Here is a 23,256-nt window from a genome sequence, read left to right on the forward strand (position 1 = left end):
GTTTTGATGACAAGAAAAGAGCGCGTTATAGCGGCTATAAACCATCAAAAGACTGACATTGTACCATATTATATAGGTCTGACACAGCAGGCTTATGAAAAAACCGCCCGATATCTAAATGATCCCGATTTCGTAAATAAAATAGGCAATCATATCGACATGGTCGATTATGCGGGCTGGCCCACAGAAACAAAGCCCGGCAGCGGGTATTTCAAAGACGATTTCGGCGTGGTATGGAACAGGAACGTGGCCGACAAAGACATAGGTGTGGTAGAGCATTTTGTATTGCCAGAACCGACCTTGGACGGCTATACCCTTCCAACTATAGATGAGGCGCGTTTGCGAAAAATGTGTGATGACCTGGTAAATAATGGCCAAGATACATTCAAGGTAGCCGGCATAGGCTTCTCCATGTTCGAGCGCGCATGGACCATGCGTGGTATGGAGAATCTTCTGACCGATATGCTGCTCAATCCCGACTTTGTGGATAAGCTGTTGGATACCATAGCCGATTTCAACATGCATTTGATGGATATCATACTTGACTATGATATAGATTGCTTTTATTTCGGTGATGATTGGGGACAGCAGCACGGGCTCATCATGGGACCGAGATTATGGAAACGCTTTATCAAGCCACGCATGGCGCGCATGTTTAAAAAAGCCCACGATGCCGGCAAGTATGTGGCCCTTCATTCTTGCGGTGACATACATGAACTTTTTCCCGATCTCATAGAAATAGGGCTGGATATATACAATACATTCCAGCCAGAAATATACGATGTAAACGAGATAAAGAGATTATACGGCGATAGATTGACGTTTTGGGGCGGAATAAGCACACAACAGGTTTTGCCATTCGTTTCTCCAGACGAGATTAAACGCGTAGCTCGGTACATGATGGAGACCATGTCATACAACGGCGGTTATATAGCAGCCCCAACCCACGCCATACCCAGCGATGTACCGGCCGAAAACATAGTGGCTCTCATAGAGGCCTTTCAAAATCAATAGAGCAAATCGCGATTCGTTGCATATACGGGCATGGCATCGCCTATTAACGGTTTGCAATATTCGATGAAGGCCGGCGTCACGTCATGCCCTGAAGGATCTATAAACTCATCCGGCACATGTCGTTCGGTCATGCTCATGAGATCTATAGATACCAATTCGGTGGTACAGCTATACGGCTCTGTCGATAGGCGTTTGAGCGCCACCATATAACCGGATAAGCCTTCCACAACCGCTTTAACGGCTGCAGCTCCTACCATTTCAGCCTCTTGTCGGTCTACCGCTGACTGATGTGCTATGGAAGCACGCCCCAAAAGGCCCGGTTTTTCGCTACGGGCTCTTATATGCAGTTTATCCGATATAAGGCGCGCAAGATATACGCTGACATCATTGGAAAACGCATCGCGTCTGGACATATTATTGGGCCGCACCAATGGATTTCCGTCGGGCCCAACTAAGCCTTCGGATACGGCCACTACAGCCCCTCCTATTTCTTTATGGAGCCGTTCTATCTCATGTAAAAACTCTTCTTCTACAAATGGTCTCTCGGGCAGATATATGAGGTGAGGCGCATCGCCTTGCTTACATCTGGCCAGCGCGGACGCCGCCGTTATCCACCCCGCATTGCGTCCCATAAATTCGATAACCGATATATGCACAGGCAGCGAGGCCACATCGATACCCAGCTCGCATGCGGATACGGCTGCATAACGAGCGGCACTGCCATATCCAGGCGCATGATCAGTATTAGCCAGATCGTTATCTACAGTCTTGGGTATACCTATAACGTTGATACCACCGGCTTGAGCCGCCACATGATGTATTTTATTGCATGTATCCATAGACCCGTTTCCGCCTGTGAACAATAAATATTTTATGTTATTGCGGCGCAGTATGGCCACGATGGTCTCATAGTCCTCCGGCTCAAGATGCCTACGCGATGACCCTATAAACGAACCCGGCGTATAAGAAAGTCTAGATAACGCTTGTCCGGAAATAGCGCGCAGGTCGGTAAATCTTTCAGCGAATATACCGTCTACCCCACCGACAGATCCATATATACCATCTATCTCATTATATTTTTTTGCTTCATCTATAACGCCTCTCAGCGAAGCGTTTATAACAGCTGTAGGTCCACCACCGTGAACCACTATAAGATTAGCTGACATATTTATCACTCCTTTTTCTCTCATGCTTTGCCTGCGCTGCCTATCAAGCGCATTTTCTCTTTAGCCAGTTGCCTTACAGCATTCATGCCGCTACTTAAATACACGAGCGGAAAATCCTCATCCGGATTTCCATCCATGATTTGCTTAATGCCGGTTGAGAAGGTCCTATTAAATTCAGTAGCAATGTTGATCTTGGTTATGCCGGCCTTTATGGCGCTTACCAGGTCCTCATCTTTTATCCCGGTAGAACCATGCATCACAAGCGGTACAGAAACGCGCTTGCGTATCTCCTCTATAAGCGGTATATCTATATTCGCCTCTTTAACAGGCATTTTATGCATATTGCCTACTGCAACGGCCACCGAATCCACGCCGGAACCGGCTACATAATAAACTACTTCCTCTGGATCAGATAACCCCGTTTGCCTATAACCGGCTTCCGAATCATAGATCTTTACGGCACCGATCTCTCCTTCGACCATTATCCCGCAAGCATGCGCTGCTTTGACAACCTCCGCTGACAATTTTATATTCTCATCTATTGGTAAGGATGAACCATCGAACATGAGCGATGTGAATCCCGCCCTCAAGCAACGTATGTTTTGTTCCCAATCGTGGCTATGATCCAAATGAATAGCAATGGGCACCGAAGCTTCTCTAGCCAGAGCCGTTATATACGGCATAAAGCCCTAGGGTTGCATGAGGTCGAACACACGCTGGCCAAACTGCAGTATAAGAGGAGATCTCTCTTCTTCGGCAGCTTGTATATAAGGCGCGGCCATTTCCAAGCAATTGACGTTAAATGCCCATATCCCTCTCTCATAGCTTTTTGCAGCATATCTTTTGTTGTTACCAATGGCATAGCTTAATGCCTCAATCTCTCTTTTTATTTATATTATAGCATATCTTTGCGACTCCTCCCATACAGGATCTTCATGTTCTATACTAATGGTACATTTGAATTATACAATAACGCTCATATATACGATGATTTTGAGCGTTTTCAGAAAGCCTATCTGCGTATGAATAAGGCCAACCGTGCCAGTGCCTACAAAGCATGTAGTATATGTTGTAAGGGCCATATACCCTCGGGGTATAGAAAAACCGATAGAATGGCTGAAATAAAAGAATATTTGTCAATAGTCAGCGAAAATGTCATAGTAAATGGCTGATATTTATTCAACGAAAATTTCATAGCGATGTATGGATTTACTATAATTGGAACATTAAATATAGATTATATTACAGTAAGCTGGTTATATAACTTTAGCAACTTACATTAATATGATATGAGAACATATATTACCACCAAATGAGCAAAAAGATAATACTATCTTAAGGCTTACTGCTTTGCTAAATTCTAGCTGCTCCATTCCCGTGCGTAAAGGGTAAAATAAACAAGCTCCGCTTGCCCTTGACGCACGTTCATTTCGCAGCTATTATATAATTAGGCTGTAAGCCTTAATACTGGCTAGTGCCAGGCGCGTGAGGAATTATACAGAGCCTCTAAAATCTCTCTGTCTGATTCCTCATACCAATATGATGGCGCCTTCTGCCAACCTTGTTTCCAAGGATGAGTGGGAGAAGGCTTATAAGGCTTAGCTGTGCTCGATGAACTTGCCTTATTAGCTTTCTGAGCTTTCTTAGGCGGTTCATCGAGCTTTTTCACAGCATATATATTATTGCCATACTGCACCCGTATACCTATCCTAGGGCTGGTAAGAACCGTTATCTTAGCTCTAGGAACGATAGGTGCAACGGTTTTGCCATCATCACATACAACTTGATAATATTGGCTGTGTAGAGAAAATACGCCGCCATTATCAACTTTTCTAGATAACTTAACACAAAGTATATTATCTAAGTCGATATCCGGCGGTAATTCTCTAAAAGCAGGCTCGGGATCTTGAGGCTCTATGGCGAACCTTTTATTATATCTCTCCAGGAACTTAGGCAAAAACTCATTGGCCTTTTCCATAGAATCAATGCCATAAATCCTCAATTCTGCCCTGAGCCTATCCTGCAAAGTATTCCATAGCCTCTCTACGCGGCCCTTAGCCTGAGGGGACCTGGCATTAATGATAGATATACCCAATGTACTCATAGCCATTTGGAACTGGGTTTCATTTACCACTTTACCCTCAAGCTGCTCCTCGATAGAGATTTTACCCTTATTAGGAGAAGCAAATATAGTATGCTTATCGGCATATAGAGATATAGGGATACCATATTGGCCAATGATGGTACGCATGAGCTCAAAATAGCCATTCATACACTCGTTTTCAGTAAAATAGAGCGCGAGGACCTGACCGGTGGCATCGTCTATGGCACCGTGGAGAGCCATATTACCTACAGAAGGAATCCATTCAAAAGAGGTGCAATCGATTTGCACCAACATGCCAGCCTGAGGCATACGTTCCCTTCTAGCATGAATCTTACGAGGGCGTCTATGCTTTCTAGGGCTTTGAATACCGGCATTATCAAGGATTCTATAAACCGAGGAATTACTAAGAATAATACCCTTATCATCCTCAAGCAAATCTCTAAAATGAGAGAAATTCGTATCAAAATACTTTTCCTTCCTCAAAGTGAGGATATGGTTTACTAGCTCATCACTTAAAGCATTAGCAGGTTTACGGCCTCTGTTCTTATGAATAACGAAAGACGCACCTTGTTCTTTAACCCCCTTCTTAAGTCTAAATATTTGACGAACACTTAGGTCTAAAACCTGCGCAGCTTCACTTGCGGTTAACGTACCATCGATGACTTTATTAATAACAACAAGTTTTTGCATTTCGCTCTCTGTCATACAATACTGTTCCTCTCTCCTCATAATGACATTATCGCAGAATAATTTTACTATGACAATATCATAGAATAATAACAGAAATAAAAGAATATTTTGAAAGATAAAACCTTCTGTGTTATAATTTATATAGCTTATGATACGAAGATGGGACGGCTTTTACAAGCCACAATAATCGTATCGGCTGACAAAATATATGCCAAGACGATTATGCCGCAGATATAGGTTTGGCATTGGTTTATTCGGTATTCTGGACAAGCACATAATAACCAACGCCATAGTCATGGGTTATCGCGCGGAACAATCGGTATTGAAATGAAATATAGGTAATAGCAAAATCATATTTCACCCGTGCAAAGGTGAAATATGATTTTAACCATTGTAAGGGTGAAACCTGAAAGGACGGCATTATGGCTCTATATACTGTTATAACAGCAGATATCATTGGTTCACGAAAATATAAGGATAAACAAGCATTACAAAGCAATATTGAAGATGCCCTAAATGTATTAAATACAGAACACGAAGGCATTATACTGTCCCGATTTTCCATGTTGCGCGGAGATGAAATTCAGGGGCTCATCGATTCGCCAGTCTACATTGCTCCTCTTATTAGGCATATGCGGTTTTATACAAGGCCGGTCATTATAAGAGTAGGAATAGGCATAGGCAACATAGCTACGCCTATAGAGCAGAATAACCCGTGGCATATGGATGGCGATGCATTTCATAAAGCACGGGAAGCAGTGGATAGTATAAAACATATAAAACGGCAAGCCACTGTTTTGATATCAGGGGAAAAAAATACGGATGATAATGTCAATATTATATTTGCGCTTATGGATGCCATAAACAGTCGGTGGACAGATGCTCAATGGGAAGCCGTACATGCATACGAAAAAACAAAGACATACAGCAATGCTGCCGCCGTTCTCGGCATAACAATGCAAAACGTGGCCAAACGCTGCTGGGCCGCGCACTGGGATGCTTTTAATAAAGCCGAAATACATATATCCCATTTGTTGAGCTAGGAGGCGAAAATATAGCAATGATATCGCAAACGTCCCGTCTAGTATTGGCATTATTGCTTTTGTCTCACGGATTCGCCGATTTTGTCGCGCAAACCGATAAGATGGTTACAGACAAAACCTATGGATATCGGGCAGCTTACGTAAAGCATTTTTTCGCCAACTTCATAACATCTTTTGTACTGATGCTTCCGTTTATGTCGCTGTATGTATTAACCATTCTATTGTTATTGTCACTCATGCACATATTTATAGACTTTATGGGCTATCGCCGGCAACATGCAATAAATAATGTGCCGGGCTTTTTTATAGATCAGGCATGCCACATATTCCTCATAATTATCGCATGGCTGGTGATGCGTTATTCGGTAGCTATGCCATTCAGCAATGCTTATATAAATACCGATATTTTATCCCGTTATGGTGATATAGCATGTATAGCAGTTGTATACCTGTACGTTATATTCGGCGGCGCCGTATTTATGAAAAAGATAATGCGACATCCGCTTATCAAGATAAGCCAGCAAGAGGTTGCAGGGGTCGGCCGGTATATAGGTATGCTGGAGAGAGCTATAATAATGACGCTGGTGCTTTTTGATGCCATGACAGCCATGGCTTTCGTATTGACCGCCAAATCGTTAGCCCGATACAAGGAATTGGATGACAAAGCTTTTGCCGAATACTATCTTATGGGCACTTTGGCCAGCACTCTTATTGCATTAGCAGGTGGGCTTTTAGCCCGTTTATGGCTATAATTATCATTCCTTATTTAGCCAATTGCGATGTCTGGAATTATAGATAAATAGGCAGTATAGCAACTTAACCTACTATACTGCTTTTGGAATTGTGTTTTCACCTTATTCAGCTTGCCAGGCAATTTGAAGTCAATTTATTATGCTGTCTAAAAAGGCTTTTGCCTTTTGATAGTTATATTTGTCCAGCAGCATTAAGAGCTTTTGTTTTTCATCCGTCCCGAAAAATCTTGACCCAATTTCAGAACCCTCAAAACCCGTTTCCGATAATCCTTTGGTAATGTTCTCGGTTTCGCTTTTTATCCTGTCTCTAAATAATACAGCATGGCACCCTAAATGCATTTTTTATATCCCCTTTCGTTTCCATCAATCGATGAATTGCTCAATATGCTTCTTAGCTTTTAAAATTCCTTTTTTGACTTTATCAAAACTACCTTCCCACACGGGATCTTCATGTTCTATACTGATGGTACCGTCATATCCTATCTCATCCAAGTTGGCTATGATCCTACCCCATTGAATATCCCCCAGCCCCGGCAGCCCATATCTCCACCACTGTTGATTGCTCAAAATTTCTGCTCTATTCAGGCTATTATACATTATCTCGGTATCCTTCCCATGAACATGGAAGACCTTATGCCCGAACTCTTTTATAGGTTCATAAGGATTCATCATTTGCCAAACCATGTGCGACGGATCATATGCCAATCCTACTTTGTCCGAATCCAATTTATCGAACAATGCTTTCCATATATCTGGAGATAACGCTATATTACCCATCATAGGACAGTTTTCGATACATAGTCTCACATTGTTCTTTTCAGCCAGTTCAATAAAGGTTTTAAGCAATTCAACTACGGCTTCAACGCTCTTTTCAGGCTCATATCTGATACCTTGAAACGCCTCCTTGGTTACACCGGTAGAACAAATTACTTTTTGAATACCCAAACGCCCGGCAAATTCTATCCTCTTTTTTAAATTCATCTGATGCTCCTGGGCTACCCGTTCATCTTCATCGAGGAAATTCCTGCAATAAATCAATGCCGATATATTTATCTTTCGAGCTTCCTTTATTCTGCTGAAAACCTCTTCTTCCAATGAAATAGAAGGGCCGATTTCCAAATCGGCAAATCCATTTTCTATGCCCCAATCCGCGATCTCATCCAAATTCTTTAACCCTTGTCCACTTAAACTATTAGTAATAAAACCTATCTTCATGGTATCATCTCCTTCTATAATTTAATTGTTATTCCCTCTTCTGCTGATCTCTCCAGGGCATCCAATATCCTTTCAATATAAAGCCCTCTCTTAAAATCGCGTTCAGAATGCCTACCACTCAATATATTGCCGATAAATTCATCGATTTCCTCATTAAATCTATTTGCTACTCTAAACTCTTCTGGCACCTCAACTTCTTCAAACTTCGGCCCGAAGGAGGCTTTCTTGTCTTTTAAATTTATTCGAACTTTATTATCATTCCCATCATATATGAGCATCCCGCCTTCTCCGATGATCTCCCACCTATAGTTCGAGATTCCCAATCGGTTTGAAAAAAACGTGGATACGGCTCCATTTTCCATCTTCACTGAAAAAGCAGCGGTATCATCGTTAGTAACCGGCCCTTTGCCTTCAGCACCGATCAAGTTCCTCTCTTTAATAGAAGTCGTAAGCAGAGAAGTCACTTCCCTAATCTCTCCTTCTGTCCCCCTCAACAGATAATCCGTTAAATCCAGCATATGGGAACCAAAGTCAGCCAGTGCACCTGGACCGGATAAATCTTTCTGCATTCTCCATTCCAGCAAAACATCCTCCGGATTTGCTATGCGACCCCCGCCCAACTGGTGAGTACAACCGAATATCTTGCCGATCTTACCTTCATCGATAATATGCTTCATATATGCGATAGCCGGAATTCCTCTATAGCAAAAACCAGTCATATTTACCAATTCAGGATGCTTTTCGGCACATGCCACCATTCTTTCCGCACCTTCCACAGTATTGCTGATGGGCTTTTCGCACAAGACATGTTTACCGGCTTCCAATGCTTTAATAGATAGGTCCGCATGTGCATTATTGGGCGTACATATGCTTACCGCATCCACTGAGTCCAGCAATTCTTCATAAGAACCGCATATAGCGACTCCCTTTAAGCCTCTTCTCTCAGCCCACTCTTGGGCTCTACCCGGCACTATATCATAGAGGGCTAACAACCCTACATTCGGATTTGCTAAATATGTATTTACATGCGCGCCCGCAATTCCAATTGTATAACCTGTACCCGCTATACCTACTCTTATCTTCTTCATCATCGTTTCTGCTCCTTAATTGGTTTATATTTGTTTGCCAAGGGCTTTAAACATATTGTTCTTATACGCCTCAACCCCTGGCTGATCAAATGGATTAACGCCTAATATATAAAAGCTATAATAAAAGTGAGCCAAAAATGGGTTAAACGCTAACGAATTTTTGATCCACTAAAGACTAAAAATCCTGTATTATAGACATGAAAAACTTATGATACAGGAGGCTAAGGAGTGTGACAATTGAAGTGGATCTATATCAAGAAATTCGTCGGCTTTATGCTGTAGAGCATTGCTCGCAAAGAGAGATTGCCAGACGTTTAGGCATCTCACGTAATACCGTCAAAAAGTATTGCCAAGGTGCCTGTATACCTGGGCAACGCAAATCTTACCAAGGAAGGATTGCTCCGGTACTAACCACTGAAGTAATCGAGTTTATCCATTCCTGTTTAGAACAGGATAAACAAGAGAACGTCAAAAAGCAGCAGCATACGGCAAAAAGGATTTATGACCGTTTGGTAGAGGAAAAAGGGTTTACGGGCGGGGAGTCTACTGTAAGGCGGTATGTCCAGCAACTGCGGCAAAACGCCAATAACGCCTATATTCCTTTATCCTTTGAACCCGGTGAAGCGGTCCAAGTGGATTGGGGAGCGGCTAAGGTATATATAAAAGGCATAAAACAAACCGCACATTTGTTCTGTATGCGCTTGTGCTTTAGCTGTGATATCTTTGTCATGGCTTTTGCCAGGGAGAATGAAGAATCTTTCTTGGAAGGCCATAGAGCCGGCTTTGAATACTTCGGCGGCGTAGCAAGAAAGGAGATCTTCGATAATTCTCGGCTTGCTGTGAAAGAAGGTTGGGGTACCCATGTAGCTAAAGAGCAGCAACGTTTTATGGCGTTGAAGGCCCATTATGCCTTTGCAGCCGAGTACTGCAACCTGGCAGAAGGTCATGAAAAAGGACTTGTAGAAGGCTTGGTAGGATATATCCGCCGCAATGTACTGGTGCCTCTTCCACATGTGGACAGCATAGAAGCGCTAAATCAGACAATACTGGATAGATGCATAAAGTACCGCTCGCATACCATAAGGGGTCGTTCTCAAACGGTGGGTGAAGACTATGAGATCGAACGAGCCAGCTTGATACCGTTGCCTTTATACCCCTTTGATACGGCCATTCAGGTTACTGCCAGTGTAAATGAATTTGGCATAGTACGCTTTGACGGCAGCCAGTATTCAGTCCCTCTTCACCTGGTGGGCAAGAACGTCACCGTCAAAGGATACGGCACAACGGTCAGGATATATTATCATAATGAGCAGGTGGCTGCCTATCCCAGGAGTTATACAGCAAACACTGTTCAGTATCGGTTGAGCCATTACATTGACCTTTTGGAGAAGCGTCCCAGAGCGGTGTTGAATGCTAAACCAGTTAAGCAAGCCAATATACCTCAGGAAATACTCCAATGGGGTCAAAGATTGCCATCAGGTAACCGCGATATGGTGAAACTGCTCAGGCTGGTGGTAGACTATGGCATAGAACGCATACTAAAAGAGATCAAAGCATTGGATATATCATCGCCCACCATTGAACTTTTAAGGAGCAGATTAACCGATAATGAGGATAATGTTGCCGTGGATAATGTTATACCCTTCCCAACCGATGTATCGGTTAAAGAGGTATCGTTGAGCGCTTATGACGTGCTCTTGGCAGGAGGTGATAAGAACCATGAATGAGATAAATTCAAAAAAGGAGCTTATACGCCTATATGCCAAGCAGCTTCGCCTGCCTACCATAGCCAAATACGAGCCGATTATGCGTCGCGCCACAGAGGATGGCATGGGCTATGAAGATTTCTTATGCGAGTTATTGGCCAACGAGGCGGCTACACGCCAGAAAAACCAGCTAAAGCGCAGAATTAAAGCAGCAGGCTTTCCACTCGCTAAATCGCTGGATGAGTTTGACTTCAAAGCGCTGGAGCATGTCGAAGAAGCACTAGTCTGGCAGCTGGCCATCGATGATTTTGTAGCAAATCAGGAAAATGTCATTATGATAGGCAATCCAGGTACTGGCAAATCGCATTTGGCCATTGGTTTAGGCATGAGAATATGCAAAGCTGGATACAAAGTTAAATTTTATACAGCGGCTCAATTAGCCAATGAGCTGGCCGAAGCTCAGGAGTACCATCGCTTAAGCAAGATAGATAAGCAACTGGCAATAATTGATCTTCTCATACTTGACGAGCTTTCTTACCTGAGCTTCAATAAGCATCATTCGGAGCTTTTATTTCAGGTTTTATCCGAACGGTCAGAGAGAGCCAGCGTAATGATAACCACTAATCTGGAGTTTTCCCGCTGGGTAGAATTCTTTCAAGATACCATGCTGACGGCAGCACTAGTAGACCGCTTAACCTTTAGGGCTCATATACTCAACATGAACGGTATATCATACCGATTCAAGCAGCAAAGAGCAGCCAAGCAAGGATAGAGTCAATGTCCGATGCTCAGGAGTCACCAGTCCTCTTGACAAGACTACCCAAAGGGATATCCCAAAAGTACCGAAGGCGACGGAAGGGAAGCAAAAATCCAAATAGCCTAGCCCTCGTTTAAAATATTATATCCTTTTGGGACCTGGCCTTGTCAAGAGCCGGTAAAAAGCGTGAGCATAAAGGCTTAACGGGTCAGTCTTTGGGGAATTTATCCCTCCCGCTTTTTACCCGACTGGCTCCCCCGATGAAATCGTGGTTCTCGATTGCTTAGACTGCCCCAGGCTCAAGAAGAGAAATAAAATGAGCTATTTTGCAAGATTTGCTTTTAAAGCCTGCAAATGTGGCTCAAAATTTCGCTAGCGCGTGGCTCAAAATTTCGTTGACGATTGCATGTGTGTGAAAATTGATGCGAGATTAAAAATTTATACTGTTTATAGTGTGTTTTTGTGATATAATTATTAATATATTTGTGGGAGGTGCAAAAATGGCAATACATTATAACAAGCTATGGAAGCTGCTAATTGATAAGAATATGAAAAAGAAAGATTTGCAACGCCTTTCCAGTGTTAGCTCGGCAACTATCACAAAGCTTGGAAGAAACGAAAATGTAAATACAGAAATACTTCAAAAAATATGCACAGCTTTAGAATGTGACATTTGTGATATTTTAGAGTTTGTACCTGATAAAATTGAGAAAGGCAAGGTGAATGATAACAATGATTAAGGATATTATGAATGCCAATGATAGTGCAGCACCGAACAGTCGAGAAATGGCTGTGCTAAAAGAAAATTTTCCTTCATGCTTTAGGGCAGATGGGTCCTTTGATATTGAACGGTTTAAAGAATTTTTAAGTGATAAGATTGCTGTAACAGGAGAGGGTTATGAACTCAAGTTTTTGGGTAAAAATTATGCTCGATTGCTGGCTTCAATCGATACTACAACAGTTGTCGTACCAGACGAGGAACATAACTCAAAACCAGAAAATATGAACAGTGAAAATATCTACATAAGCGGAGATAACCTTGATGGATTAAAGCATCTCTTGAAGTCCTATTCACGTCAAGTTAAATGTATTTATATTGATCCTCCTTATAACACTGGAACAGATGGATTTGTGTATAATGATCAGTTCAATTTTACTGTGGAAGAGCTTTCGGAAAAACTAAGTATTAGCGAAGAACAGGCACAACGCATTTTAGACTTAACAAAACGTGGTTCGGCTTCTCATTCTGCGTGGTTAATGTTTATGTACCCACGTCTTTTACTGGCTAGGGATTTGCTTAAGGATGACGGTGTGGTTTTTATCTCAATAGATGATAATGAACAAGCAAATCTAAGGCTTATTTGTGATGACGTGTTTGGGGAAGAGAATTTTGAAGGCCACATTCATTGGAGAAGACGACATAATCAACCGAATGATAAAACTAAATTAATAGGAATTGTTGCTGAACACATTCTTGTATACTCTAGAAATTGTCAATACCTTAAAGATGTAGGCGTTGGTAAAGTCGCACTTACAGGAGAATTTTCAAATCCTGATAATGACCCACGTGGTGATTGGGCTTCAAAACCTTGGAAAGCAGGTTCTGATCAATCTGGCACTAGATACACTATTATTACTCCAACTGGGATTGAACTTAATGAAGAATGGATGGGAGACTTTGATACATATACATCTCTTTTAAACGACAATAGAATATATTTTCCACGTGGTGGCGATGGAATGCCTCGAAAGAAATATTTCAAAACTGAAAGGCAGGCAGAGGGGCAATGTGCTACTAATTGGTGGATTCATGAAAATTATGGGAGCAATCAAAAAGCTAGCGATGAATTAACCGAGCTATTTGGATTTAAAAATGCTTTTAGTAATCCCAAACCAACACAATTAATTGATGCAATAATAAGTTTAGCTAATGTTAAAGACGGTGATATTATTTTGGATTTCTTTAGCGGTTCTGCAACTACGGCACATTCTGCACTCCAATTTTCATTAGGATATAAGTGTAAATTTATAATGATACAATTGCCTGAAAACCTTGATTATCTTTTTGCAAATGCTTCTAGTAGTGAAAAGGAAAAGTGGAAAAATGTTATAAAGATGTTAGATGAAAATGGGCGTCCTCATACACTTGATCAGATTGGTTTGGAACGCATTATTAGGGCAGCAAAAGCTATAAAGGAAAAATATCCAGACACAACAGCAGACCTTGGCTTTAAGCACTTTACACTTGTAGAGCCAGCTGACGATACTCTAGACAAACTTGAAAAGTTTGACCCTAACGAGAATAAATTATTTGCTGACAAAAACCTTCTTAGTGAATTTGGAAAACCTACCGTCCTTGCCACATGGTTCGTTAGAGATGGATATGGACTTACAGCAGATGCTGAGGAGTTAAACTTTGCGGGATACAATGGATACTATATAGGAAAACATCTTTATCTAATTGAGCCGGAATTGTCTAATAAGGCGATTGAAGCCATTGTTGTAAAATATGAAACTGACGGTAGCTTTAATCCAGAGAATGTAGTGTTATTCGGTTATAGTTTTACATGGACGGAAATTGAAGCTTTGAAAATTAATCTGAAACGGTTGAAGGATACAGAGAAAAACTTGCGTATCAACTTCGATATCCGTTATTGATTGGAGGGTATGTTATGGAACTTATCCTACAACGAGGATTACCACACCAGGAAAAAGCTGTAGATGCAATAAGTGCTGCTTTGAATGGGGTACAGATAACTTCTCCTGTACAATTTTATGAAAATCCAAGTATTTCTCTTTCTGATCCTAAACTAGCTGCAAACATTAGAGAAATTCAAAAAAATATACCTGCAGAATATCGAAGCAGTATGCCTATTGGTGACTGCTTGAATATTGATATTAAAATGGAAACTGGTACAGGAAAGACTTACGTTTATACACATACTATATATGAGCTTCATAAACGTTACGGACTTAATAAGTTTATTATCGCTGTACCTTCACTTGCGATTAAAGCGGGAACAGCACAGTTTTTGCGTGATGAATATGTAAAGCGACATTTTTCCGATGTTTGTGGCTATGGTACAGAAATTGAGGTTGGAGTACTAGAAGCGCCAAAAAACAAGAAAAAAGGGCGCTCCTATTTCCCGAGTGTTGTGAGCGACTTTGTAAAAGGTTCTTGCCAGAACACGAAGAAGATTTATGTATTATTAGTTAATATGCAACTACTTGTTGTCCGATCAAATGGTATGCTTAGCCGTGACGATTATGATTATGGAGTAGAAGGTTTTTATAGACCACTTGATGCTATTCGTGCAACAAACCCTGTTGTTATTATTGATGAGCCACACAGATTTTCTCGTGACCAGAAGGCATTTAAGGTTATCGTTGATGAAATAAAACCACAGTGTATTATACGCTTTGGTGCTACCTTCCCTGAAACTACAAGTGGACGTGGAAAAAACAAAATAACCGTAAAAGACTACCAAAACCTACTCTATGATTTGAATGCCTGTGAGTCTTTTAATCAAAATTTGATAAAGGGAGTAACAAAGGAGCATTTTGAACCAGTATCTAAGCGTGAAGAAAAGGTGAAAATCACTTCCATCACAAGCAAGGATTCTATTACCTTTCAGTATAAAAAGCGTGATGAATCGACTAGAACATTTACTCTTAAAATTGGAGATTCACTATCTATCATTAATGAAGCTTTTGAGGGAATTGCGGTTCATGCTATTGGCAAATCAACAGTTGAGTTTTCTAATGGTATTCAAAAGTCAACTGGTGAGGAATTGAATGTGGATATCTATATGACTTCTTATCAAGAGCAGATGATGCGTCTTGCCCTTGAGCGCCATTTTGAAACAGAAAAAACAAACTTTTGCGGTCGCAATTTCAAGATCAAGACATTGGCATTATTCTTTATCGATGATATATCATCATACCGACCAAACGAGGAAGGTAAAACCCCTTATCTATTACAAGCTTTTGAGAGATTGCTTAAGGAACGGATAGAATCGGTTCTATCTACCCTCGGTGAGCATGATACAGAATATCGGGCATATCTGGAAGCAAGTCTTGCAGATATTTCTGCTTGCCATGCAGGCTATTTTTCACAAGACAATAGCGATTCGGATGAAGATATAGCAAAAGAAGTAGAAACCATCCTTCATGGGAAAAAGCAGCTTCTCTCTTTTAAGAATAAAGACGGTAGCTATAACACTTTACGTTTTCTATTTTCAAAATGGACACTTAAAGAGGGCTGGGATAATCCTAATGTATTTACGATAGCTAAACTGCGTTCTAGTGGAAGTGAAAACAGTAAACTGCAAGAGGTTGGGCGAGGTTTACGACTACCTGTAGATGAGAATGGTAATCGAATCTCCAATGAAGAATTCCAGCTTAATTATATTGTCGACTTCACAGAGGCAGACTTTGCTAAACGATTAATAGACCAAATAAACGGAGAAATTTCACAAGCTTCTTCTATTAGCGAAGAAAGATTGGAACAAGTGGCTAAGAAACTCGGCATGACTTCAGATGAGCTTTTTGATGCGCTATATGATAAACATTACATAGACAGGCGATTAAATATAAAACCCGATACAAAGGACGCCTTCTTTGCAGAATATCCGGACTTTGCTACAGGATTGTCTTCAGGTAAGGTAAAAGACCGAAATGTAGCAAAAACAAAACCTGTAAAAATTCGTAAAGCTGTTTACAGTGAAATACGCGAATTATGGGAAGCAATCAATCAACGATACCTACTTTTCTATGATGATGATTTGGATGCTGATATGGCTAAGGTTGTTTTATCATTACTGGAAAAACCAGGTGTTTTTACAGACGTTGTCATGACTAGTTCCAGAGACATCGTTAAGAGCGATGGCTCACAGATGACGATTGTTTCAGATACAGGTGCTCAATATATAGTATCCAAACCTATTCCCTACAATGAATTTCTTAAGAGGATTACAAAAGCTACAAACATTCCAATTAAAGTATTGCATGAGGCATTGTGTGAGTATGTAAAGAGGAATGGAACTATTAATCCAGAACATATTAATGAAAATTCTGTCAGCATGTTTATCCAACAGTTTCATGACTGGAGAAGCAATAATTTGCAAGGTCGATTCCATTATGCAAAAAGTAATACGCCTGTTGGTGCAACAGCACTCACCTATTCAGACGGTTCTCCACGTGAAGATATTGCACAGGGACGTATTGGTACAAAGATAGCTCCGGGAACTCCAAGTGAGAAGTATTTATATGATGCTTTCGCTTATGATTCACCGTTGGAACAAAAGAATATTATGTCGGACATCGAAGAAGTCATTGTATATGGAAAAATTCCACGTAGCAGCATTGCCATACCGACTATTACCGGTGGAATGTACAGTCCAGACTTCATGTATGTTGTAAGAAGGACTTCTGGTGAGAAAGAGCTTAACATTGTAGTCGAAACAAAAGACGTTGAAAATAAATCCGACTTACGCGGTACAGAAAAAGTAAAAATTGATTGTGCTCGTATATTCTTTGATATGCTCTCGAAAGATGGATACACTATTTATTTCCGTGATCAGTTAAACAACAAACAGATGGCTCAGATTATTAAAGAAGTTTTGACAGAGTGATTTGCTTTAGGGGGTGAAGCGTTGAGGTTAGAAGCAATTTTAATTAAACATTATCGGTCGATAGAAAGAGTGGCTCTTAAACTTCCTCAAAATAAGCCACTTGTCCTATTCGGACCGAATAACGCAGGAAAATCTAATATATTATCAGCTATAAATAGATTACTTGGTGAAAGATATCCAACTTATATTGAGATGTTGGAAAGTGATTACTTTAAACGTAATCAAAGTGAATATCCTACCGCACATATTACTGCTAAATTTACTGAGCCTTTATTTTATGATAATAGAGGAAATGGACATGACATTATAGCTGTAAGTTATGGTTATAATGGACAGGCTAATAATAATCTTTTGCACGATGGCAGTGGAAATAAAATATATCCCACAAACGAACAGCGTTCCGCTTGTCAATCTTACTTGATTGATGCTGAAAGAAATATCCAGAGTGCTTTTAATTATAGTAGTAGCTACTCTTTGTTAAGCAAGTTTTCAAAGAAAATACATGAAGCCTTAAGTACAGAACACAAGGATGAATTATCACAAGCCTTTAATCAAATTACAGCATCCTTTGAACAGACTGATGAATTCTCTGGTTTTTTTAATCGATTTTCTGAGGCACTAAAGGGGGCAGTAAAAGGTTTTGTTCATTCATTGGCTGTGGATTTTTCAGCCTATGATCCAAACAATTATGCAAAGTCACTTCGGATCTATGCAAAAGAGGGAGATAATATTCGTGGATTTGAAGAATTCGGCACTGGTGAACAACAAGTCTTATTAATGGCTTTTGTTAAAGCATATATGGAAGTATTCACTGGTGAAAATTTTGTGTTGATTATTGAAGAACCAGAAGCTCATCTCCATCCCTTAGCTCAAAGATGGTTAAAAGAATATGTTGTCGATATGTGTTCCAGTGGTATTCAAGTAATCATTTCAACGCACTCATCAGAATTCATTGATGCGGAATATTTGGACGGACTTGTGCGAGTACATAAAGAGGGTGGGGTTACTAAAGCAATACAACTATCTGCTCAACAACTTTGCGATTTTTGTATAGGGTCAGGTGTTCCAGAGAATTGTGTGTCACCAGAAAACATAGTTGATTTTTACTCAACAAAACTATTTTCAGACCAGTTAAAAGGAATGTTTGCAGAAACAATCATTTTAGTTGAGGGAGCTACTGAATATTTTGCTCTGCCAGTGTATTTAAAACGTAGTGGGTATTCTTTAGCTGAACATGGAACTGAAATTGTTAATTGTCGCGGTAAGGACGCAATCCCCTTGTACTGGAGGTTATTTAAAGCATACGGTTACAATTGTTATGCCATATTTGATTGTGACAAGAATGCATCAAAGACTAGGGATGTGTTTAATGGCATCTTTTGCGAAGAAGAATGGGATACAGAAACTGAAAATTGTATCGTTCGAGCCGATTATGCATACTTCGGTAAAGACTTTGAATCCTATTTGCGTACAGCAATAGATGATTATACTTCAATGGAACAAAATATTTCTGAAAAATATCATATTTCTTCAAAGCCAGGAAAAGCTAAAGCTATTGCACAACATATAGAGGAAATTCCTCATTTTATTAAGGATATTGCAGATAAACTATTGATTATAGAATTATTGGGACAAAATTAGCTGAGTATTAAAAAGACCACACAGGAGTATATAAACTCTTATGTGGTCTTTTTTGCCCCGCTTGAAGCTGTTCATTTAAGTTTTTCTTCAATCCCTATGTGAACGCTTCTTTTGTACATTTTTTATTTTATACGATAGTCTCCCGTACAAATATACAGGATTTTCATTTTCTACCATGCGCAAGGCGCAATAACAGGCCGGCGGTGAAATAAATAACCGCCAGCCTAAAACATGAGATAAACTACTTAATCCATTTTTTCGACTCTTATAGTAGCATCTTTTGGCAATGCCAGTCCTGCGGCTACTTCAATAGCTTTTAAAATACCTGTGTAAACCGGACAACTGGGATGCGGCACATATTTGGATAAAACCTGATATGTCGTCGATTGATCCGGTTTTACGAATATCTCTTTGTAAGCATCCACTTCCGTGAGCTCTTTCGCAGCCTGCTGTATGCTTGAGCAACCTGTTGAGATGTGCAGTTTAACGTGCTGCATATCATCCGATTCAGCCTTAACTATAATCGGAAAGCTGCAAATACCCGGGTCTATTGTGATCTTATACATATTTCTCTTCTCCTTCAAATTTAATATAATAACGCTTGTGCGCAAGCGTATATAAACTTACGCCATAAAAACCATATAAAGCGGTATAGCTATCATGCTGATTATGGTAGTCAACGTAACAACAGCAGCGGCATATTGATAATCAGCATCATATGATTTGCATAGTATAGGCGTCTGCCCCATAGCCGGCATGGCCGCCATTATAACAAATACCTTTCTCATCAAATCCGGCATAGGCAGAAAATACGACAACAAAAGCGTGATAATAGGTGTAATAATAAATCTCCCTGCCATAAGCATTATGATATCCGCATCTATCTTTACGCCCTTTATGCCCGTAGTAGCTATAACGATGCCTATAAAAAGCATGGCCATAGGCGTTGTAAGATTGCCTATATATCTGCAAGTATCCATAATGAAGGGTGGTAATTGCACGTCCAACAAAACCAAAATCACCGCCAGAATAAAGGCGATCAGCGGCGGAGAGAATATGCGTTTTATAGTATTTATATTGAAAATGGACGTCTTAGTTTGTTGCCCATCACAGCTAATCCCATATACGCCTATGGTCCAAAATATAGTCGTATTGGCTATATAATATAGCAGCACATACGGTGTGCTTTGTTCTCCAAAAAGCGCTAAACATATAGGCAAGCCGACAAAAATCGTATTTGATAAGGCAAACATGGACTGAAATGCCCCCCGCCTCTGTTCCTTTATCTTGAAAACGACAGAAATCCCCATGCTTAGCAGATATGCAGCAGCTATAGAAGCAAAAGGCACTATCAGCCCCGGTCCTGCCTCTATAAGCTTATCCTTTGTATAAGTGCTCATGATATTGTAGATCATATAAGGCGGTAAAGCCACCGAGGTAACCAGCTTAGAGAATAGATTCGAAGTATCTGTATTAAACCAGCCTTTGCGCGTTAGCACATAACCGACAGCTATCATTATAATTATAGGTAGTATGCTTTGTATAGAATCTAGTATTAACAAGTCGACATCCTCTTCTATTGTTTATCAATATCGAATATAACGCTATCCTCGGTTATCTCAGTCTTAGTTCCCATATCCTGTGATAATTCAGCAATCTTATTCAATATCTCATCCTTTTTTGAGCCGGAGGCTATAACAGGATGACCTTTCTCTTGCATATAGATAGGATATGCCTTAGCTGCTGTCCATTTATCATTGGTAAAGTCCATCTCCAGTATCATGGATTGTTTATTATTCTCCTTCAATTGATCGAATATGAAATTGCCCAAACTATAAACTATAGGCTTGCCGTTATATATTTCCACCCCCTGCAGTACATGCGGATGGTGCCCCAATATAGCATCTGCCCCGGCATCTATAATGCTGTGGGCCATTTCCTTTTGTTGAGATGTAGTGTCATTGCTGTCCTCTACACCCCAATGCAAAGATACGATTACTATGTCAACCTGTGGTCTTACCGCTCTTACATCCTCCAGTATCATATCAATGTCAGTAGGCGCAACTCCGGGCTTATCATCGGCAGCGGCAAATACCTTTTTATATGCATTGCTGAAGTATATATCGGCCATGTCGCTATAAGCTAAAAATGCCACTCTTAAGCCGTTCTTTTCTATAACGGCAGGACTTCTGGCTTCTCCTATATTTTTGCCGGCCCCTACCCTGTATATATCCGCTTCATCCAACAAGCGCAATGTATCCAGCAATGCCGGATCATCGTAATCCAATATATGGTTATTCGCCAGCGACACTATATCTATGCCGGCATATTTTAAGCCATCCAGCACAATTGGATCGGTGCGAAATGTTATGCCTTTTCCAGGTAGTTTTTTGCCCGTCGTAGATATGGGGCTTTCCATATTGGCAAATGCTATATCGCCGGCTGTGAATTTATCCTTCACATCTTCAAACGGGTATTTATAGCCATGCTCTGCCATCCGTATACCGGCGGCCCTGTTGGCTGACAGCATTATATCCCCTGCCGCAACAAGTTTCAGGTCCTTATCCGGAGGAGGAGGCGGCAAAGGTTCTGGCTTAGGTTGAACGGGCTGCTGTTCAGGTTGCGGCTGCGGTTCGGATTGAGCTTCGGGTTGCCGTGGCGTCGGAGACAGCCACGAACAGCCGGCTGTTATTATAATCATGCTGACGGTCAATACTATACAAAGTATATATTTAAGCGGCATATTATTCTCCTTGCAATCGTTCTGCTATTATTATACCGCATAATTACACTAAGTCCAACAGCTTGTCCATATTTTCGGCTTGTTTATACTCCGTCCAGTGTATGCCATAGGCTCTGTATGACCAAGCATACAGAGCCTGTAATCTAAACTGCTATATTATTATATATGATGAGCTTGCTGCCTGCAGTCACATCGGTTTCATCATCCAATTCATTAAGCGCCCTCAGTCTCTCAATAGTGGTGCTGTAGCGTTTGGCTACAGACCACAGCGTATCGCCTGGTTGTGCGAAGTAAATTATTATTCCGGTAGGCTTCTCCGGCGGTTCCTCCGAAACCTGTGCATCCACTATAACCCTTACCGGCGTTGAGCCCCATATAGCTGCGTCCAGAACAATCTGGCCATTTATCTCCACCGAATCGGCAGATATAAGGCTGTAAGTCATGTTTTTCACCAATGTATCTAGTTTTATAACGCTGTCAGATTTTATGCCGTCCATACTCATAGACGCCTTAAACGGTATCTCCTGAGTAAAACTATGCACAAGTTGTTGGGAATAAGCCGCAGAATACAGGCCTTCAACTTTAACGAATCCTTCTAAATTTATATTGCCGTCCTCTACGCTGCATTCAGATATCAATGCATCGCCTTTGACGGCATAAAGCTTATCTACCTCGGGACCCGCTGATATGGCCGCAATTCCCTTAAATGAGACTTCAGATCGTCCAGAGCCCAGATATTCCATCGGCTTTATCTCTTTCGTCTCAGTCTTGAGAGCCGCGGTTACAGCATACATGTCACTTATAAATTCCATCTCGTCTTTTTCAAAGAGCGATACTTTTAAGTCCAACATGGTTTCCAGATTTATAATGCGCATTTCCCCCAGCGGATTCTCTTTTATATCCACCGATATATCGCTTACTTCCGCTTTGGGCAGACAGTCTAGACCTACATATGCTCCAGGCACATCTATTGTATGCTCGAATTCAATGTCATCCTCTATATTTTCTATCAGATCATCCTGTTCTTCTGTAACATACAGAGCGAATATATGCAAAATGCCATTAATGTTTACCCTGTTATCCAGCACAGTAAAGTCACTTATCAAGGGCTTTATATTATAATATATCAGTTCCTTTATAGAAGGCTTATCATCCGGAAGCTCCACGCCCTGGCGAAGCAAAACCTGCGACGAACCGCTGCCTACCACTTTTGTCAAGGATATACCCTGCCTTTGGACTTCTATATCGCTAAGGCCACTTACATCCGAAGCAATATCCAATTGGATTTCGTCTATAATATTGGCGTCAATGGCCACTATGGCTTTCACATCCAATTTACGGCCATTTAGCAAAGTATAATCGATATACTGAAGCCTAACGTTCAAATCACAGCTTGCCTTTGGCTTAGCGCCGAGTACATCCATATATTGGTTGAACGATATGCTCCCCTCCATATTTTGCGGTAATCCGTCTTCTCCCTCGGGCACATATATTATATCGAAATCTATAGCCCCTTCGATCATCACCTTATCCTGGATAACTTCGCTGCTGCTTATGTTTACCGTTCCGTCTATCCATAGCACCCTCGCTATGTCCGGTCTCATATCGGATACTATTATATCCCCTTCTACCACCGATTCGGTCGATGCTGTAGCTATTAACTGACCTGTTTTTATAGTACTGCGCAAAAATTCCAGCGGCATA

General features: G+C 40.9%; 20 protein-coding genes and 1 pseudogene. 11 read left to right on the top strand and 10 right to left on the bottom strand.

The window, feature by feature from the left end:
* Positions 1-6: 6 nt before the first annotated feature.
* Positions 7-1,014 carry a uroporphyrinogen decarboxylase family protein gene (locus MAHAU_RS11235; RefSeq protein ID WP_013781851.1) on the top strand — a complete coding sequence of 336 codons (1,008 nt, stop codon included), beginning with the start codon at positions 7-9 and terminating at the stop codon, positions 1,012-1,014.
* Here the strand turns inward: MAHAU_RS11235 and MAHAU_RS11240 are convergent.
* Positions 1,008-2,180: a diphosphate--fructose-6-phosphate 1-phosphotransferase gene (locus MAHAU_RS11240; protein WP_013781852.1), complete on the bottom strand. Its 1,173-nt coding sequence runs from the start codon at positions 2,178-2,180 to the stop codon at positions 1,008-1,010. The two genes, MAHAU_RS11235 and MAHAU_RS11240, sit on opposite strands and share 7 nt — an antisense overlap.
* A gap of 20 nt (positions 2,181-2,200) precedes the next feature.
* Positions 2,201-3,070: pseudogene (locus MAHAU_RS11245) on the bottom strand (class II fructose-bisphosphate aldolase).
* A gap of 45 nt (positions 3,071-3,115) precedes the next feature.
* Between MAHAU_RS11245 and MAHAU_RS11250 the strand changes: the two are divergent.
* Entirely contained in the window at positions 3,116-3,352 is a 237-nt protein-coding gene (locus MAHAU_RS11250; protein WP_041644098.1) for a hypothetical protein, read from the top strand.
* 299 nt (positions 3,353-3,651) lie between these two features.
* Here the strand turns inward: MAHAU_RS11250 and MAHAU_RS11255 are convergent, their stop codons facing one another.
* Positions 3,652-4,989 carry an ISNCY family transposase gene (locus MAHAU_RS11255; protein WP_013779793.1) on the bottom strand — a complete coding sequence of 446 codons (1,338 nt, stop codon included), beginning with the start codon at positions 4,987-4,989 and terminating at the stop codon, positions 3,652-3,654.
* A 193-nt stretch (positions 4,990-5,182) separates the two neighbouring features.
* Between MAHAU_RS11255 and MAHAU_RS16045 the strand changes: the two genes are divergently transcribed.
* From MAHAU_RS16045 to MAHAU_RS11265, 3 genes are all read left to right on the top strand, one after another.
* Complete coding sequence (locus MAHAU_RS16045; RefSeq protein ID WP_281004383.1) at positions 5,183-5,305, top strand: hypothetical protein; 123 nt, start codon at positions 5,183-5,185, stop codon at positions 5,303-5,305.
* Between the two features lie 91 nt (positions 5,306-5,396).
* Positions 5,397-6,017, top strand: a complete 621-nt coding sequence (locus MAHAU_RS11260; RefSeq protein ID WP_013781853.1) for a SatD family protein — start codon at positions 5,397-5,399, stop codon at positions 6,015-6,017.
* Between the two features lie 17 nt (positions 6,018-6,034).
* The gene (locus MAHAU_RS11265; RefSeq protein ID WP_013781854.1) at positions 6,035-6,769 is read left to right on the top strand and encodes a DUF3307 domain-containing protein; all 735 of its coding nucleotides are present in this window, start codon (positions 6,035-6,037) and stop codon (positions 6,767-6,769) included.
* 129 nt (positions 6,770-6,898) lie between these two features.
* On the opposite strand, the gene MAHAU_RS11270 is transcribed toward MAHAU_RS11265, so the two are convergent.
* Genes MAHAU_RS11270 through MAHAU_RS11280 form a run of 3 tightly spaced genes read right to left on the bottom strand, consistent with a single transcriptional unit; the run spans position 6,899 to position 9,075 of the window.
* A complete protein-coding gene (locus MAHAU_RS11270) occupies positions 6,899-7,108 on the bottom strand; it encodes a hypothetical protein (RefSeq protein ID WP_013781855.1) in 210 nt (69 codons plus the stop codon).
* 24 nt (positions 7,109-7,132) lie between these two features.
* Entirely contained in the window at positions 7,133-7,984 is an 852-nt protein-coding gene (locus tag MAHAU_RS11275; protein ID WP_013781856.1) for a sugar phosphate isomerase/epimerase family protein, read from the bottom strand.
* Positions 7,985-7,998: 14 nt separating this feature from the next.
* Entirely contained in the window at positions 7,999-9,075 is a 1,077-nt protein-coding gene (locus MAHAU_RS11280) for a Gfo/Idh/MocA family protein (RefSeq protein ID WP_013781857.1), read from the bottom strand.
* Between the two features lie 227 nt (positions 9,076-9,302).
* On the opposite strand from MAHAU_RS11280, the gene istA reads away from it, so the two are divergent.
* The 6 genes from istA to MAHAU_RS11310 all read left to right on the top strand — a co-directional run bounded on the left by istA (position 9,303) and on the right by MAHAU_RS11310 (position 18,809).
* The gene (gene istA, locus MAHAU_RS11285; protein ID WP_013781858.1) at positions 9,303-10,799 is read left to right on the top strand and encodes an IS21 family transposase; all 1,497 of its coding nucleotides are present in this window, start codon (positions 9,303-9,305) and stop codon (positions 10,797-10,799) included.
* On the top strand, positions 10,792-11,550 hold the full coding sequence (istB, locus tag MAHAU_RS11290; RefSeq protein ID WP_013781859.1) for an IS21-like element helper ATPase IstB: 759 nt from the start codon (positions 10,792-10,794) through the stop codon (positions 11,548-11,550). Before istA ends, istB begins: the two co-directional genes overlap by 8 nt.
* A gap of 485 nt (positions 11,551-12,035) precedes the next feature.
* On the top strand, positions 12,036-12,275 hold the full coding sequence (locus tag MAHAU_RS11295) for a helix-turn-helix domain-containing protein (protein WP_013781860.1): 240 nt from the start codon (positions 12,036-12,038) through the stop codon (positions 12,273-12,275).
* Positions 12,268-14,193: a site-specific DNA-methyltransferase gene (locus MAHAU_RS11300; RefSeq protein WP_041644101.1), complete on the top strand. Its 1,926-nt coding sequence runs from the start codon at positions 12,268-12,270 to the stop codon at positions 14,191-14,193. Before MAHAU_RS11295 ends, MAHAU_RS11300 begins: the two co-directional genes overlap by 8 nt.
* 14 nt (positions 14,194-14,207) lie before the next feature.
* On the top strand, positions 14,208-17,168 hold the full coding sequence (locus MAHAU_RS11305) for a type III restriction-modification system endonuclease (RefSeq protein ID WP_013781862.1): 2,961 nt from the start codon (positions 14,208-14,210) through the stop codon (positions 17,166-17,168).
* 21 nt (positions 17,169-17,189) lie between these two features.
* Positions 17,190-18,809, top strand: a complete 1,620-nt coding sequence (locus MAHAU_RS11310) for an ATP-dependent nuclease (RefSeq protein ID WP_013781863.1) — start codon at positions 17,190-17,192, stop codon at positions 18,807-18,809.
* 245 nt (positions 18,810-19,054) lie between these two features.
* Here the strand turns inward: MAHAU_RS11310 and MAHAU_RS11315 are convergent, their stop codons facing one another.
* From MAHAU_RS11315 to MAHAU_RS11330, 4 genes are all read right to left on the bottom strand, one after another.
* Complete coding sequence (locus MAHAU_RS11315; protein ID WP_013781864.1) at positions 19,055-19,375, bottom strand: DUF6951 family protein; 321 nt, start codon at positions 19,373-19,375, stop codon at positions 19,055-19,057.
* Positions 19,376-19,432: 57 nt separating this feature from the next.
* Positions 19,433-20,371 carry an AEC family transporter gene (locus tag MAHAU_RS11320; protein WP_013781865.1) on the bottom strand — a complete coding sequence of 313 codons (939 nt, stop codon included), beginning with the start codon at positions 20,369-20,371 and terminating at the stop codon, positions 19,433-19,435.
* Between the two features lie 14 nt (positions 20,372-20,385).
* A complete protein-coding gene (locus tag MAHAU_RS11325; RefSeq protein WP_013781866.1) occupies positions 20,386-21,552 on the bottom strand; it encodes a CapA family protein in 1,167 nt (388 codons plus the stop codon).
* Between the two features lie 143 nt (positions 21,553-21,695).
* The gene (locus MAHAU_RS11330; RefSeq protein ID WP_013781867.1) at positions 21,696-23,255 is read right to left on the bottom strand and encodes a DUF3794 and LysM peptidoglycan-binding domain-containing protein; all 1,560 of its coding nucleotides are present in this window, start codon (positions 23,253-23,255) and stop codon (positions 21,696-21,698) included.
* Position 23,256: the final 1 nt, after the last annotated feature.

The organism is Mahella australiensis 50-1 BON (assembly GCF_000213255.1).
GTDB classification, from domain to species: Bacteria; Bacillota; Clostridia; order Mahellales; family Mahellaceae; genus Mahella; species Mahella australiensis.

Excerpts from the sequence above, each read along its gene's own strand:
- MAHAU_RS11295 (WP_013781860.1), top strand. The coding sequence starts at position 12,036 with ATGGCAATACATTATAACAAGCTATGGAAGCTGCTAATTGATAAGAAT.
- MAHAU_RS11240 (WP_013781852.1), bottom strand. The coding sequence starts at position 2,180 with ATGTCAGCTAATCTTATAGTGGTTCACGGTGGTGGACCTACAGCTGTT.
- MAHAU_RS11255 (WP_013779793.1), bottom strand. The coding sequence starts at position 4,989 with ATGACAGAGAGCGAAATGCAAAAACTTGTTGTTATTAATAAAGTCATC.
- MAHAU_RS11250 (WP_041644098.1), top strand. The coding sequence starts at position 3,116 with ATGTTCTATACTAATGGTACATTTGAATTATACAATAACGCTCATATA.
- MAHAU_RS11270 (WP_013781855.1), bottom strand. The coding sequence starts at position 7,108 with ATGCATTTAGGGTGCCATGCTGTATTATTTAGAGACAGGATAAAAAGC.
- MAHAU_RS11280 (WP_013781857.1), bottom strand. The coding sequence starts at position 9,075 with ATGATGAAGAAGATAAGAGTAGGTATAGCGGGTACAGGTTATACAATT.
- MAHAU_RS11330 (WP_013781867.1), bottom strand. The coding sequence starts at position 23,255 with ATGCCGCTGGAATTTTTGCGCAGTACTATAAAAACAGGTCAGTTAATA.
- MAHAU_RS11315 (WP_013781864.1), bottom strand. The coding sequence starts at position 19,375 with ATGTATAAGATCACAATAGACCCGGGTATTTGCAGCTTTCCGATTATA.
- MAHAU_RS11265 (WP_013781854.1), top strand. The coding sequence starts at position 6,035 with ATGATATCGCAAACGTCCCGTCTAGTATTGGCATTATTGCTTTTGTCT.
- MAHAU_RS11235 (WP_013781851.1), top strand. The coding sequence starts at position 7 with ATGACAAGAAAAGAGCGCGTTATAGCGGCTATAAACCATCAAAAGACT.
- istB (WP_013781859.1), top strand. The coding sequence starts at position 10,792 with ATGAATGAGATAAATTCAAAAAAGGAGCTTATACGCCTATATGCCAAG.
- MAHAU_RS11305 (WP_013781862.1), top strand. The coding sequence starts at position 14,208 with ATGGAACTTATCCTACAACGAGGATTACCACACCAGGAAAAAGCTGTA.
- MAHAU_RS16045 (WP_281004383.1), top strand. The coding sequence starts at position 5,183 with ATGCCAAGACGATTATGCCGCAGATATAGGTTTGGCATTGGTTTATTC.
- MAHAU_RS11325 (WP_013781866.1), bottom strand. The coding sequence starts at position 21,552 with ATGCCGCTTAAATATATACTTTGTATAGTATTGACCGTCAGCATGATT.
- MAHAU_RS11300 (WP_041644101.1), top strand. The coding sequence starts at position 12,268 with ATGATTAAGGATATTATGAATGCCAATGATAGTGCAGCACCGAACAGT.
- MAHAU_RS11275 (WP_013781856.1), bottom strand. The coding sequence starts at position 7,984 with ATGAAGATAGGTTTTATTACTAATAGTTTAAGTGGACAAGGGTTAAAG.
- MAHAU_RS11260 (WP_013781853.1), top strand. The coding sequence starts at position 5,397 with ATGGCTCTATATACTGTTATAACAGCAGATATCATTGGTTCACGAAAA.